The organism is Pseudomonas fluorescens, from assembly GCF_902497875.1.
In the GTDB taxonomy this organism is placed as follows: domain Bacteria; phylum Pseudomonadota; class Gammaproteobacteria; order Pseudomonadales; family Pseudomonadaceae; genus Aquipseudomonas; species Aquipseudomonas fluorescens_BR.
In genome coordinates, this window is the sequence record NZ_CABVHY010000007.1 from 71,194 (window position 1) to 84,633 (window position 13,440).

The window sequence follows — 13,440 nt, forward strand, 5'->3', positions numbered from 1 at the left end:
CGGTGTCCACCGGCGTCAGTCTGCAGGTGCTTACTTCAGTGCAGCAAAAGCGCGTTCGGCCGCATCGAGGGTCAGTTGCAGCTCGGCATCGCCATGGGCGATCGAAGTGAAACCGGCTTCAAAGGCGCTGGGTGCCAGGTACACGCCACCCTCGAGCATCAGGTGGAAGAAGCGCTTGAACAGGCCGGCGTCGCTGGCCATGACGTCATCAAAGGTGACGATGTCGTCGGCGCCGCTGAAGTACAAGCCGAACATGCCGCCGGCCTGGGTGGTCACGAACGGAATGCCGGCCGCGTCGGCACGCTGTTGCAGGCCGTCGAGCAGGCGACTGGTGTAGTCACTCAGCTCGGCGTGGAAGCCCGGACGGCTGATCAGGCGCAGGGTGGTCAGGCCCGCAGCCATGGCCAGCGGGTTACCGGACAGCGTACCGGCCTGGTAGACCGGGCCCAACGGGGCGATGTGCGACATGATTTCGCGTTTGCCACCGAAGCAGCCTACCGGCATGCCGCCGCCAATGATCTTGCCGAAGGTGCTCAGGTCCGGGGTGATGCCGTAATGGGCCTGGGCGCCACCCAGCGCGACGCGGAAACCGGTCATCACTTCGTCGAAAATCAGCACTACGCCGTGTTTGTCGCAAAGCGTGCGCAGGCCTTCGAGGAAACCCGGTGCCGGTGGCACGCAGTTCATGTTGCCAGCCACCGGCTCGACGATGATGCAGGCCACTTCCTGGCCGACTTCACCGAGCATCTGCTCGACGGCGCCGATGTCGTTGAACGGCAAGGTCAGGGTGTGTCTGGCGAATGCGGCGGGTACCCCGGCAGAGCTGGGCACACCTTGGGTCAGCGCGCCGGAACCGGCCTTGACCAGCAAGCTGTCGGAGTGGCCGTGGTAGCAACCTTCGAACTTGATGATGCTATCGCGACCGGTGAAGCCACGGGCCAGACGAATCGCACTCATGGTCGCTTCAGTGCCGGAACTGACCATGCGGACCATTTCCATCGAGGGCACGATGGAGCAGACCAGATCGGCCATCTGGGTTTCCATTTCGGTCGGCGCGCCATAGGACAGCCCGTGTTCGAGCTGCTTGCGCACTGCATCGAGCACTTGCGGATGGCTGTGGCCGAGGATCATCGGGCCCCAGGAGCCGACGTAGTCGACGTAACGCTTGTCATCTTCGTCCGTTACGTAGGCGCCTTCGGCGTGCTTGAAGAACAGCGGGGTGCCACCGACGCTCTTGAAGGCGCGAACGGGCGAGTTCACGCCGCCGGGAATGTGTTTCTGGGCATTGGCAAACAGGGTTTCGGAACGAGACATGGTCGGGCTCTCTGAATCAGGATTCGGCTATTTAGATATCAAACAGGGCTTTGAAAGCGCGCGCGCGTTGCGTCACTTCCTGGGTAGTCGCGGCACCGAACAGGCCGTGGACCACAGCCAGCAGGTCGGCGCCATGGGCCACCAGCGGGGCGGCGTTTTCCAGGGTGATGCCGCCAATCACACAAATCGGCAGGTGCAATTTGCTGCGGGCCTGGTCGAGCAAGTCGAGAGTGGCCGCCGGCACGCCGGGCTTGGTATTGGAGTTGAAGAAGCGGCCGAAGGCGACATAGCTGGCGCCTTCCTTTGCGGCCTGTTCGGCGAGTTCGAGCTGGGCGTGGCAGGTCGAGCCGATGATCGCGTTGCGCCCGAGCAGGGCCCGGGCCGGGGTCAACGGGCCGTCGGTCTGGCCCAGATGGACACCGACGCCAAGGCGCGCGGCCAATTCGGCATCGTCATTGATAATCAATTTGGCGTTGTAGCGCTCACACAAGGTGCGCAGGGTTTCGGCTTCGCGCAGCCGACGGGCTTCGTCGGAGCTCTTGTCGCGATACTGCAGCAGCGTGACACCGCCCTCCAGTGCCGCTTCCACATAGGGCAGGAACTTGCCGGCCAACAGTTGACTGTCGGTAATGGCATACAGGCCACGTAGTTTCATCGAGCAAGCCTCATGGCGTTACGAGCAAAAATCCAGTGGCAGCCGGCGCGGGACGAACTGGCCTTTGCCGAGTTGTTCGGCATCGCGCAGTGTGCGCCAAGTGTAGTTCAGTGCCGATTGCACGGCGCTGGCGAGGTTTTCACCCAAGGCCAGGCGACCGGCCAGGGCGCTGGCCAGGGTGCAGCCCGAACCGTGATAGCTGCCAGGCAAACGCTGGCAGGTGAAGGTCTGGCGGCTGCCATCGCGGCTGTACAGGCGGTTGTGCACTTCATGCTCATCGCCATGGCCGCCGGTGATCAGCAGGTGTTGGCAATAGGGCAGGAGTTTTTCTGCGCATTCGTCGGGGGTGCCTTCAGGCAGTTCAGCGAGGATGCGAGCTTCAGGAAGGTTAGGGGTCGCAATGGTCGCCAGCGGCAGCAGGCGTTCGCGCATGGCGTAGCCGACTTCATCCTTGCCCAGGCGCCCGCCGCCACCGGCGCGCAACACCGGGTCGCAGACCAGCGGCAAATGCCGATGCGCCTGGAGCAGCTCGACCACAGTGTCGACCATTTCCAGCGAGCCGAGCATGCCCAGCTTGACCGCCGCGACAGTCGAGTCGTTGAGCACGGCATTGGCTTGAGCCAATACCCACTCACGGTCGAGAACGCGGAAGTCGCTGACGTTGACGGTGTCTTGCACAGTCAGCGCGGTAACTGCCGGGGCGGCATGACAACCCTGAGCGAGCAGGGCTTCGATATCTGCCTGCAGGCCGGCGCCACCACTTGGGTCGTGGCCGGAGAGACAGAGGACAACGGGGCGAGAACTGTAGATATTCATGGTGCGCGAGCTTACCACCAAACGCTTTTTTTCGGAGCTGTCCGCGGCGTATCCGTTTCACTTTTTATGGCAGCGCCCGAACGGGGTCGGGCAAACGGCTCTAGATCAGTGGGTGGCGCTGAGACGCCCGTACTAGAGCCTTTAACGTAAAAATTTCAATGGTGTTCAATGGCCATCAACGGCTATGCTAGAGTGGATCCAAATCAATCACAGATATTGCCGGTCTTACGTCTACTCAAGGGAAATGGGGGGCTTCCTGATTCAACCGGACAGGCCATGCTGGGGCTCTATGCGCTATTTGCTGATGTTGCTGCTGAGCTTGCCGATGCTGGCCGGTGCAGCCGAGTTCAATGAGAACACTCAAAGCCTTCCCCTGGGGCGAGTGATGCAGGTGTTCGAAGACGTGAGCGGCGAGGCGACTATCGCCGATGTCAGCTCGCAGGCTTTGGCCGGCAGCTTCAAGGCTCATGATAAGGCCACACTCAATGCCGGTTACTCGCATTCGGCGTTCTGGCTGAAAATCGACCTGCATTATCGTCCGGGCAATCCGGCGGCGCAGCGCACCTGGCTGTTGGAACTGGCCTATCCGCCACTCGATCATCTCGACGTGTACCTGCCCGATGCCGCTGGCGGCTATCGATTGGCCCAGCGTACGGGCGACGCCTTGCCGTTTGCCAGTCGGCAGATCCGCCAGAACAACTATCTGTTCGACCTGGATTTTGCCCCTGATCAACGCAAAACCCTGTACTTGCGCCTGCAAAGCCAGGGTTCGATCCAGGCACCCTTGACGCTTTGGTCGAGTACTTTCTACCTGGAAGAACAGCCACAGCGCCTGTACGTGCTGGGCATGATCTATGGCGTGTTGCTGGGCATGCTGATCTACAACCTGTTCATCTACCTTGCCGTCCGGGACACCAGCTACCTTTACTACATCTTGTACATAGCGTCGTTCGGTTTGTACCAGCTGTCGGTGAACGGTGCGGCGGTGGAGTATTTCTGGCCAGACAATCCCTGGTGGGCCAACGCCTCGACTCCCTTCTTCATTGGCGCTGCGGGGCTTTTCGGCAGTCAGTTTGCCCGCAGCTTTCTGCAGACCGCCAGCCACAGTCGCTGGCTCGACCGGTTGCTGCTCGGACTGATCGCGTGCAGTGCGGTAGTGGTGGCACTGTCGTTGATGACCAGCTATGCCCTGGCCTTGCGCCTGGCGACGGCGTTGGCCCTGGCTTTTACCGTGACGATCTTTGCGGCCGGGGTCTTCGTCTGGTGCCGCGGTCTGCGGGTGGCCCGGTATTTCATCATCGCCTGGTCGGCGTTTCTGTTCGGTGGAGTGATCAACACGCTGATGGTACTGGGCTACCTGCCTAACGTGTTCCTGACCATGTATTCCAGCCAGATCGGTTCGGCACTTGAGGTGGCATTGCTGTCACTGGCGTTGGCCGATCGTATTAACTCGATGCGCGAGCAGCAGGCCCGGACTTTGCTCGATGCCGGTCAGAAGCTCGAAGTGTTAAACCAGCAGCTGGCCCACAGCAACCGGCTCAAGGACGAATTCCTCTCGACCCTGACCCATGAGTTGCGCACGCCGATGAATGGGGTGATCGGTTCGCTGGAACTGATGCAGACCGTCGATCTCGACCCGGAGCTGGAGCAGTATCAACAGACGGCCGCGGGCTCGGCGCGGGACATGATGCGCATGGTCAATGGGATCCTCACCCTGACCGAGTTGCAGGCCGGCAGGCTCAAGGTGCAACGGCAAGATTTCAGCCTGCGTGGGGTGCTCGATGCACTGCAAATGCAGTTCGCCGCGAATGCCATGAGCAAGGCGCTGGATTTTCAGCTCGAGGTGGCGAAGGGCTTGCCAGATCGCTTGCAAGGCGACAGCGCAAAACTGGCCCAATGCCTGGAATGCTTGCTCGATAACGCCATCAAGTTTACCCGGGTCGGTGGCCTGGTTCTGCGAGTCACCGGGAAGTCGGCAGGTGAGGGCCGGGTCGCGTTGTGCTTCGCGGTGATCGACACCGGTATCGGCTTCACGAACCTGGATGAAGCCACCCTGTATCAACGATTCTTCCAGCTCGACGGTTCGATGACCCGCGAATATGGCGGGCTGGGTGTCGGCCTGGCGATTTGCCGGCAATTGATCGAGTTGCTCGGGGGGGGGTTGACCCATCAATCAGAACCGGGCCGTGGTAGTTGTTTCCAGTTGGAAGTCGAGTTTGATAGCGATAGCGCGCGACCTTCGGTTGTTGGGCAAGCCCTCCCGGCGAATGCGCCGATAACCCGACGTACGCCTCAGGAGTGCCGCGTATTGTTGATCGATGACAGCAGCATTGAGCAACTGGTGGTACGTGGCATGTTGCTCAAGTTGGGCTATCGGGTGCTGACGGCGGACAGCGCTCGGGCGACCCTGGATCTGCTACGACGCGAATCCTTCGATGCAGTGTTGCTTCATAGCCAGCTGGCGCGGCTCGACGGCGTTTCGCTCTGCTGCCAATTGCGGGCTCTGCCAGGGTACGCGCAGCTGCCGGTGCTGGCGGTGACACCGAATGCCGAACGCGAGCGTTGCCAGGCGGTGGGGGTAACCGAGTATTTGAGCAAACCGGTGAAATTCGAAGAGTTGCAGGCGATTTTGTATCGTCGGGTGCTATGCCCTAAACAAGGTGAAAGCGCCGATAATTAGGCGTATATGCCACTTTTTTCGAGTGGGGGGTGGTGCTTAACTGGGGTCTTGATTCACCCCAAGGGAGCCCCGCCATGAACCTGCATCAGTTCGCCGAAACCCACGAGGTCACCAATCAGCCACCCTCACTGGATGGCACCAACCTCTATCGCATCGACCTGCCGCTACAGGAATGGGCGCGGCGATTTGGCGCTGGTTGGGCCGAATCACGGATTGACGGCTATGGCGCGTTGGCGGGTGGGCCGTTGATGGAAGCGGGGTTTCTGGCCAATCAGAACAAGCCTGTGTTCGTCAGTCATGACCGTTATGGTCATCGCATCGATCTGGTGGAGTTTCACCCGGCCTACCACCAGCTGATGCGGACCGCCGTCGAGCATGGTTTGACCTCATTGCCCTGGACCGATCCGCAGTCCGGCGCCCACGTAGCCCGCGCGGCCATGACCTACCTGCATAGCCAGGCCGAGGCCGGCAGCGGTTGTCCGTTGACCATGACGTTCGCCTCGGTGCCGGCGCTGCGCTTGCAACCGGACATCGCCGAACAATGGCTACCGAAAGTTCTCGCCACCGAATATGACCCGCGTAACGTCGGCATCGCCCACAAGACCGGCGCCACCATCGGCATGGCGATGACTGAGAAGCAGGGCGGCACCGATGTCCGGGCCAATACCACCAAGGCTTTTCCGGTGGGGGCCGCAGGTCCGGGCCAGGCCTATGAGCTGATCGGCCACAAATGGTTCTGTTCGGCCCCGATGTGCGATGCCTTCCTGACTCTGGCCCAGACCGACAAGGGTTTGACCTGCTTCCTGCTGCCGCGCCATCGCCCGGATGACACCCGTAACCAGTTCTACATCCAGCGCCTGAAAAACAAACTCGGCAATTGCTCCAACGCCTCCAGTGAAGTGGAGTTCCGTGGTGCCCTGGCCTGGATGGTCGGTGAGGAAGGCCGCGGCGTGCCGACCATTATCGAGATGGTTGCCATGACCCGCTTCGATTGCATGGTCGGTTCCAGCGCCCTGATGCGCCAGGCGCTGACCCAGGCCAGCCATCACTGTGCGCATCGGATGGTCGGCGGCAAGTTGCTCAGCGAACAACCCTTGATGCAGAACGTGCTGGCCGATCTGGCCCTGGAAAGCGAGGCCGCCCTGGCCTTGAGCCTGCGCATGGGGCGAGCACTGGATCAACTGGATGACTCGCAGGAAGCCAAATTCGCCCGGCTGGTGACGGCTGTGGGCAAGTACTGGATCTGCAAACGGGCACCGGCGATGATCAACGAAGCCGCCGAATGCATGGGCGGTGCCGGCTATGTCGAGGAAAGTATCCTGCCGCGTCTGTACCGCGAGGCGCCAGTGAACTCGACGTGGGAAGGTTCCGGCAACGTGCAGTGCCTCGACGTGTTACGGGCCTTGTCGAAAGAGCCGGGGGTGCTGGATGTGTTGTTCAGCGAATTGGGCGATGGCCACGGCGACAAGCGCCTGGCGGCGCACATCAGCCAGTTGCAGGCGGCGTTCAAGGACACCAGCGACATTCAGTACCGCGCTCGGCAGCTGACTGAAGACATCGCACTGGGGCTGCAGGCCAAGCTGTTGCTGGAGGCGGGCAATGCCAGCGTCAGCGATGCTTTCATTGCCAGTCGCCTGGGAACCGCCGGTCGGGTCTATGGCACGCTGCCACGAGGTCTGGACGTCGAGGCGATTGTTGCGCGTTCGACACCTCAGGGCTTCTGATCGCGCTGACTTGCAGGCAAGATGAAGGCCTGCAGATCAGAACACAGGATGCTCATCGTGACCGAAGCTTTTATTGTCGTTCAAACCGCCGAGCAAGCCGTAGACCGGCTTGCGGCTCTGCACAAGCGTGCGACCACCGCGCTCAGCCAGGCCCTCAAGCAGTACCTGAAGGATCGCATTGAACCGGACGCCGAGCAGCGCGCCCTGTTTCGTTACCCTGAACTGCGCTTGACCTATCTCTGCCAGGGCGAGGTCCCACAGACCACTCGGGCTTACGCCAAGGTCCAGCTGCCTGGCACCTACAGCGTCACCGTCACCCATCCTGCCGCCTTTCGTAATTACCTGCTGGAGCAACTGGTGCCGCTGATGCACGACTTCACCGTGACGGTGGAAGTGGGCGTCAGCGAGCAGAATATTCCGTATCCCTATGTGGTCGAGCAGGGCGATGAACTCGGTGGTTCCGGTGTCACCGCTGCGGCGTTGGCTCGGGTGTTCCCCAGCACCGACCTGTCGGCCGCTACCGATGGCATCGCCGATGGCCTGTACGATTGGGAAAACACCGACCCACTGCCATTGGCGCTGTTCGACGCGGCGCGGGTCGATTTCTCGCTGCGTCGTCTGGTGCACTACACCGGCAGCGACTGGCGGCATGTGCAGCCGTGGATCCTGCTGACCAACTATCACCGCTATGTCGACCAGTTCATCGTGCACGGCCTGGAGCAATTGCGCAGCGATCCACGCTTCGTGCGCATGGTGTTGCCGGGCAATGTGATCATCGAAAAGAGCATGGACCACGGCGAGGCCTCGGCGATTGCCGCCGGAGTGGTATGGCATCGTTATCAGATGCCGGCCTATCACCTGCAAGCCAGTGACGGTCATGGCGTGACCCTGGTGAACATCGGAGTCGGTCCGTCCAACGCGAAAAACATCACCGACCATTTGGCTGTGCTGCGTCCGCACTGCTGGCTGATGATCGGGCACTGCGGCGGCTTGCGTCAGTCGCAGACCATTGGCGACTACGTGCTGGCTCACGCCTATATGCGCCGCGACGGAATCCTTGATCGGGTCGTACCACCCAATATTCCGATCCCGGCCCTGGCCGAAGTGCAGATGGCCTTGCAGCAAGCCGCGGCCAACGTCACCGGCGAGAAAGGCGATGATCTGAAAAAACGCCTGCGCACCGGTACCGTGCTGACCTACGACGACCGTAACTGGGAATTGCGCTGGGCTCAGGAGCGTCCGCTGATCAACCTGTCGCGTGCCGTGGCGGTGGACATGGAAAGCGGCACCATCGCGGCCCAGGGTTATCGTTTACGGGTGCCTTACGGCACCTTGTTGTGTGTTTCGGACAAGCCGCTGCACAGCGAAATCAAACTGCCAGGTTCGGCCAACGCGTTCTACGAACGTGCGGTCAGCCAGCATTTGAAGATCGGCATCGCCGCGGTGGATCTGCTGCGTACCGAGCTCAATTCGCTGCACTCACGCAAGCTGCGCAGCTTCGACGAACCGCCGTTCCGCTGATAGTTGCGATGGTCATTTAGCGGTCGGGGTACTAGCATTGCCAGTCCTGACCGTTAGATGTCCCTTTTGCCATGCCTCGTCCACCTCGTCCTGCTTCCCGCCGCCCTGGCGCGAATAACCCGCAATCTTCCTCAGCACCACGGCGTGTCGCCAAGGCACCACCGGCCGAGCCAAAGCTGATCCTGTTCAACAAGCCATTTGATGTGCTGACTCAATTCAGCGACGGCGAAGGGCGGGCGACGCTCAAGGACTTTATCGAGATCCCCGGCATTTATCCGGCAGGTCGGCTGGATCGGGACAGCGAAGGCTTGCTGTTGCTGACCAACGACGGCCAGCTCCAGGCGCGGATCGCCGATCCGAAACATAAACTGGCCAAGACCTACTGGGTGCAGGTGGAAGGCGAGCCCAGCGCTGAACAATTGCAGCGGTTGCGCGACGGCGTCGAGTTGAATGACGGCATGACCTTGCCGGCCGAGGCGCGGCAGCTTGAAGAGCCACAGCTATGGCCGCGCAATCCGCCGGTGCGGTTCCGCAAGAGTGTGCCGACCAGTTGGCTGGAGCTGGTGATTCGCGAAGGGCGCAACCGTCAGGTGCGACGGATGACGGCTGCGGTGGGCTTGCCGACCCTGCGTCTGGTGCGGGTGCGAATCGGCGACTGGACTATCGAAGGGCTTGATCAGGGCCAGTGGAAAGAAGTCCCTGCGCGTTTATAAGGTGCCGGACTCGATCAGCCCGATGACCACGCTTTTGATCACGAAGGCGGCAACGCCCAGACCCAATACGAAGAACAGAATAAAGGAGCCAAACCGCCCGGCCTTGGACTTCTTCGCCAGATCCCAGACGATGAAACCCATGAAAATGATCAGGATGGTCACCAGACCGGTCATCATCCACTCTTCGAATACTGCAGGATCCATTGAAACTCTCCAGCGCGGCAGGGCAAAAAAAGGCCGGCGGAGTATACGCCAAGGGGGATTGGTGGTGTATTGACGTGCGTCGACCTGTCGCAGCCCTGCGGACGAACTCATACTGTGGCGAGGGAGCTTGCTCCCGCTCGAGCGCGAAGCGGTCGCAAATTGGTTGACGCGTTCTGTCTGAAAAACCTGGTTGGCTGATTTTTAGGGCTGCTTCGCAGCCCAGCGGGAGCAAGCTCCCTCGCCACAGGGGAATTGTGTTCAGCCGCGCAAATGAGTCAACGGCAACTCGGTGCTATTGAGCACCTGATTGAGTACAAAGCTCGAGCGCACGCTGGTCACGCCTTCGATGCGGGTCAGGTGGCCGAGCAACAGCTTCTGGTAGTGATCCATGTCCGGTACCACCACCTTGAGTTGATAGTCGGCGTCCATACCCGTCACCAGGCTGCATTCGAGCACCTGCGGCAGGTTGCGAATCGCCGCTTCGAAGTTCTCGAAGCGCTCGGGGGTGTGCCGGTCCATGCCGATCAGCACATAGGCGGTCAGGCTCAGGCCGAGCATTTTGCGGTCGAGCAGGGCGACCTGGCGGGAAATATAGCCGTCGTCTTCCAGTTGCTTGACCCGCCGCGAGCAGGGTGAGGGTGACAGCCCGATACGCTCGGCCAGCTCCTGATTAGAGATGCGCGCGTCCCGCTGCAATTCCGCCAAAATGCTCAGGTCGTATCGGTCTAGTTTGCTCATGGATCAGTCCTTTGTCGTAACTATTGCGGCTAATTATCTATCTTTAGTTAAAAATTGCGCAAGCTATGTTTATTTGAGCAATATTCGCAATCCTCTGCCGGCGCCTCAAGCCTATTCTTATTACCAGAATCACTGCCCGGACAAACAGTCCAGTGCGGCTCGCCGAATCAGGCCAGCTGCGGTCGCCAACCCCACAGGGTTGAGTCGGCCCCCGGGCTACACACTGTCCAGAAGACGGAGTGAGGTGAGCCGGCGTCATAAGCGTCGAGCACGGACGAAGTTCTCAAAGGGAGGCCGACAGGTCTCCTTTTTTTATGCCTGCGAAATAAGTCTCGTGACTGATAACCTGTTGCAGAACCGCCCCAGGCTTTTCCAGTCTGATGGATAGGTCCTGAACCGCAGTGAGGAATAGCATGAAGTCGCGCATCTGGCGTTTGGCAGGTGTTGGTTTGCTGTGCATGAGTGTCGGCGCGCAATTACAGGCCGATGAGCGGGATGACGGGCAACGTCCTCAACACACGGGTGCCGGTAGCGGTGGCCAGCGTGATCATGGCGCCGAAGGGCGCTCGGGAAACAATCAACAGCGTCCGGAAAACCCTCAGCCACGTCCGCAGAATAACCAACCGCGCCAGCAGAACGAGATTATTCGCGGCGACAACAGCCAACAGTTCGAGCACAACGGCCGCAATCCTGGCGCACAGGGGCAGAGTCGTGGGCAGCATGATCTCAATGGCCAAGGCCGGCCTGCGTCGCAGCCGAGCAATAACCTGCCGATTCAAAGCCGCCCGGACACCGTCCGCCAGACTCAGCAGCCACAGCGTGGTTACTATCAGGACATTCCCCGGCGCAACGATAACAACCCGCATTGGCAGTCAGGCGGCCCTGGTTCGCGCTCAGACTACAAAGATCACTCCAATGACCATCGCTGGCCGGGTCGCCCGGATGGGCATGGCAACGGTTGGGGGCCTGGCCCGCAATATCGTCCGGGTTATGTGATCGATCGATTCCCTGATCGCAATTACCGCGTGCCCTATCGCGGTCAGGACTACTTTTACTCCAGCGGTTACTGGTATCGCCCGCAAGGCCCGCGTTATGTAGTGGTCAGGCCTCCGCACGGGATCCGCGTCAGCTATCTACCGGATTACGCGCAGGAAGTCTGGATCGGCGGCGCGTTGCTCTTTTTGGCGGCAGGCTCCTACTACGCGTATGAGTCCAGCACCCAGCAATACGTGGTGGTCGACCCACCCATGGGCAATCCTCAACCGCAACCGGTCAGCAATGGCTACGACGTGGTCGCCTATCCGGCGAACGGGCAGACGCCCGAGCAGGTCAATCAGGATGGCTACGACTGCTATCGCTGGGCGGTCGAGCAGAGCGGCTTCGATCCGGCGGCGGTCACCTATCAACCGGCGCCAGCGGTGGTGCAAACCTATCGCCAGGCCCAGGGCAATTGCCTGAGCAGCCGCGGGTACCAGGTCAGTTATTAGTCGAAGACCTCAGGTCTTTGCAGCGCTCACCACTTCCTGCGGGTCGGCGTGCACCAACACCTCGGCTCGCGGGTAAGCGGCGGTGATCGCTTCGGCGGCGCGATCGCTGATGCCGTGGGCGACGGATAAGGTCAATTCACCCGGCAGTTCCAGATGCAATTGCACGAACCAGTGATTGCCGGAGATCCGTGTGCGCAGGTCATGGGCGCCGAGCACACCGGGCACGCTGCAGGCCAGCTCAAGCATGTGCTGGCTGACGTCCGGCGGCAATTCTTCGTCCATCAATACCGCGACACTTTCCTTGGCGATGTGTACGGCGCTCCAGAGGATGTATACCGCAATCGCCAGACCAAACCAGGCATCCAGCTGTTCCCAACCGAAGCTGGCCAGTACCAGCGCCAGCAGGATGCTGCTATTGAGCAGCAGATCGGAACGATAATGCAGCGAGTCGGCACGTACCGCGGTCGAGCCGGTTTCGCGGATCACCCGGTGTTGCAGCATCAGCAGCGCGACCGTCAGCGCCAGTGACAGCAGCATCACGGCGATACCCACCCAAGGAGCCCCCAAGGGCTCCGGGTTCTGCAGACGTTCGATCGCCTGCACGCCAATCAATACCGCACTGACGGCAATGAACAGCGCCTGGGCCATGCCCGAGAGGGACTCGGCCTTGCCATGTCCGTAACGATGATCCTCGTCTGCCGGGCGCAGCGCGTAATGCACCGCCAGCAGATTGAGAAACGACGCGGCACCGTCGAGCAGGGAGTCGGTCAGACCCGCCAGCAGGCTGACCGAACCGCTCAACCACCAGGCGATCGCCTTGGTCACAATCAGAATGCCCGCCACCGCCAGCGAGGCGCGGGTCGCCAGACGCAGCAGGCGAGCGTGTTCGGTACTACTGGTCATGGGCGTTTACGTTCCTTCGAATACGCCACTTCAAGCGGCGGGTTGCAGACCGTACATGGCCAGTTGCTGTGCGCTGCCTTTGTGCTGGATCAACCGTGGATCATCCAGTGGGAAGGTGCGGCCCAGTTCGCTTTCGAGAATAGCCTGCAACTTGCTGTTATCGACCTTGCCGTCGGCACCGATGGCCTGCTGGAGTTTTTCCGGGGCGACCTGGGCGGTCCTGCCGGGTTCCAGGTAGATAGCACCCGTGGCGAAGTCCACGCCAAACGCAATCAGCCCTGGAATGACATAGAACAGCAGGCCCACGGCGTCGAGGGCGGCCACCACCGGGTCGATCTTGCCTTCGATCTGGCCGCGACGGTCCGGGAAGAAAATCGTGCCGCACGCGGTCATTTGGGTCAGCAGGGTAGCGAGCAGAACGCCGCCAACTACACGGAAGGGAATACGCATATGGATCTCCTGATCAAATTCGAAACGAAATGGTGAAAAAGCGTCCCTGGTATCAATACAGACCCTGATTAACGCTATGCAGTTCGCCGTTATACTCGCGGCTCGCAGGGCGTGCTCACAATAAATTGCGGTCGCGCCATCACCCCGGAACACGCAAGAGTACATGAGGAGTGAGGTTTGGTTTTCCCCAATCAAAAACGAGTAACGGCGGATTGCGCTTTCCGGGGTTCGGCCC

Annotated in this window: 12 protein-coding genes; 5 read left to right on the plus strand and 7 right to left on the minus strand. The window is 60.8% G+C overall.

Features of this window, described 5'->3' with window-relative positions:
- Positions 1-30: 30 nt before the first annotated feature.
- Genes hemL through F8N85_RS08620 form a run of 3 tightly spaced genes read right to left on the minus strand, consistent with a single transcriptional unit; the run spans position 31 to position 2,785 of the window.
- Entirely contained in the window at positions 31-1,314 is a 1,284-nt protein-coding gene (gene hemL / locus F8N85_RS08610; RefSeq protein ID WP_150803214.1) for a glutamate-1-semialdehyde 2,1-aminomutase, read from the minus strand.
- Between the two features lie 31 nt (positions 1,315-1,345).
- Positions 1,346-1,969 carry a thiamine phosphate synthase gene (gene thiE, locus F8N85_RS08615; protein ID WP_150803215.1) on the minus strand — a complete coding sequence of 208 codons (624 nt, stop codon included), beginning with the start codon at positions 1,967-1,969 and terminating at the stop codon, positions 1,346-1,348.
- Positions 1,970-1,987: 18 nt separating this feature from the next.
- Positions 1,988-2,785 (minus strand): hydroxymethylpyrimidine/phosphomethylpyrimidine kinase, encoded by a 798-nt coding sequence (locus tag F8N85_RS08620; protein WP_150803216.1) that lies wholly within the window; start codon positions 2,783-2,785, stop codon positions 1,988-1,990.
- Between the two features lie 289 nt (positions 2,786-3,074).
- Between F8N85_RS08620 and F8N85_RS08625 the strand changes: the two genes are divergently transcribed.
- The 4 genes from F8N85_RS08625 (at position 3,075) to F8N85_RS08640 (ending at position 9,423) form a co-directional block, all read left to right on the plus strand.
- Complete coding sequence (locus tag F8N85_RS08625; protein WP_150803217.1) at positions 3,075-5,465, plus strand: hybrid sensor histidine kinase/response regulator; 2,391 nt, start codon at positions 3,075-3,077, stop codon at positions 5,463-5,465.
- A gap of 74 nt (positions 5,466-5,539) precedes the next feature.
- Positions 5,540-7,189: an acyl-CoA dehydrogenase family protein gene (locus F8N85_RS08630; protein WP_150803218.1), complete on the plus strand. Its 1,650-nt coding sequence runs from the start codon at positions 5,540-5,542 to the stop codon at positions 7,187-7,189.
- Between the two features lie 21 nt (positions 7,190-7,210).
- The gene (gene amn, locus F8N85_RS08635) at positions 7,211-8,710 is read left to right on the plus strand and encodes an AMP nucleosidase (protein ID WP_191636141.1); all 1,500 of its coding nucleotides are present in this window, start codon (positions 7,211-7,213) and stop codon (positions 8,708-8,710) included.
- A 71-nt stretch (positions 8,711-8,781) separates the two neighbouring features.
- Positions 8,782-9,423: a pseudouridine synthase gene (locus tag F8N85_RS08640; protein ID WP_150803220.1), complete on the plus strand. Its 642-nt coding sequence runs from the start codon at positions 8,782-8,784 to the stop codon at positions 9,421-9,423.
- Here the strand turns inward: F8N85_RS08640 and F8N85_RS08645 are convergent.
- Positions 9,418-9,627, minus strand: coding sequence for a DUF2788 domain-containing protein (locus tag F8N85_RS08645; RefSeq protein WP_008022976.1), 210 nt, complete (start codon positions 9,625-9,627; stop codon positions 9,418-9,420). The two genes, F8N85_RS08640 and F8N85_RS08645, sit on opposite strands and share 6 nt — an antisense overlap.
- Before the next feature lie 258 nt (positions 9,628-9,885).
- Positions 9,886-10,365: an Lrp/AsnC family transcriptional regulator gene (locus tag F8N85_RS08650; protein WP_020295307.1), complete on the minus strand. Its 480-nt coding sequence runs from the start codon at positions 10,363-10,365 to the stop codon at positions 9,886-9,888.
- Between the two features lie 413 nt (positions 10,366-10,778).
- On the opposite strand from F8N85_RS08650, the gene F8N85_RS08655 reads away from it, so the two are divergent.
- A complete protein-coding gene (locus tag F8N85_RS08655) occupies positions 10,779-11,852 on the plus strand; it encodes a DUF6515 family protein (protein WP_150803221.1) in 1,074 nt (357 codons plus the stop codon).
- Between the two features lie 9 nt (positions 11,853-11,861).
- Here the strand turns inward: F8N85_RS08655 and F8N85_RS08660 are convergent, their stop codons facing one another.
- Both F8N85_RS08660 and F8N85_RS08665 read right to left on the minus strand, forming a co-directional pair.
- On the minus strand, positions 11,862-12,755 hold the full coding sequence (locus tag F8N85_RS08660; protein ID WP_150803222.1) for a cation diffusion facilitator family transporter: 894 nt from the start codon (positions 12,753-12,755) through the stop codon (positions 11,862-11,864).
- A 30-nt stretch (positions 12,756-12,785) separates the two neighbouring features.
- The gene (locus F8N85_RS08665; protein WP_150803223.1) at positions 12,786-13,205 is read right to left on the minus strand and encodes a polyribonucleotide nucleotidyltransferase; all 420 of its coding nucleotides are present in this window, start codon (positions 13,203-13,205) and stop codon (positions 12,786-12,788) included.
- Positions 13,206-13,440 lie beyond the last annotated feature (235 nt).

Excerpts from the sequence above, each read along its gene's own strand:
- F8N85_RS08655 (WP_150803221.1), top strand. The coding sequence starts at position 10,779 with ATGAAGTCGCGCATCTGGCGTTTGGCAGGTGTTGGTTTGCTGTGCATG.
- F8N85_RS08665 (WP_150803223.1), bottom strand. The coding sequence starts at position 13,205 with ATGCGTATTCCCTTCCGTGTAGTTGGCGGCGTTCTGCTCGCTACCCTG.
- F8N85_RS08660 (WP_150803222.1), bottom strand. The coding sequence starts at position 12,755 with ATGACCAGTAGTACCGAACACGCTCGCCTGCTGCGTCTGGCGACCCGC.
- F8N85_RS08630 (WP_150803218.1), top strand. The coding sequence starts at position 5,540 with ATGAACCTGCATCAGTTCGCCGAAACCCACGAGGTCACCAATCAGCCA.
- F8N85_RS08640 (WP_150803220.1), top strand. The coding sequence starts at position 8,782 with ATGCCTCGTCCACCTCGTCCTGCTTCCCGCCGCCCTGGCGCGAATAAC.
- F8N85_RS08620 (WP_150803216.1), bottom strand. The coding sequence starts at position 2,785 with ATGAATATCTACAGTTCTCGCCCCGTTGTCCTCTGTCTCTCCGGCCAC.
- F8N85_RS08625 (WP_150803217.1), top strand. The coding sequence starts at position 3,075 with ATGCGCTATTTGCTGATGTTGCTGCTGAGCTTGCCGATGCTGGCCGGT.
- F8N85_RS08650 (WP_020295307.1), bottom strand. The coding sequence starts at position 10,365 with ATGAGCAAACTAGACCGATACGACCTGAGCATTTTGGCGGAATTGCAG.
- F8N85_RS08645 (WP_008022976.1), bottom strand. The coding sequence starts at position 9,627 with ATGGATCCTGCAGTATTCGAAGAGTGGATGATGACCGGTCTGGTGACC.
- amn (WP_191636141.1), top strand. The coding sequence starts at position 7,211 with ATGAAGGCCTGCAGATCAGAACACAGGATGCTCATCGTGACCGAAGCT.
- thiE (WP_150803215.1), bottom strand. The coding sequence starts at position 1,969 with ATGAAACTACGTGGCCTGTATGCCATTACCGACAGTCAACTGTTGGCC.
- hemL (WP_150803214.1), bottom strand. The coding sequence starts at position 1,314 with ATGTCTCGTTCCGAAACCCTGTTTGCCAATGCCCAGAAACACATTCCC.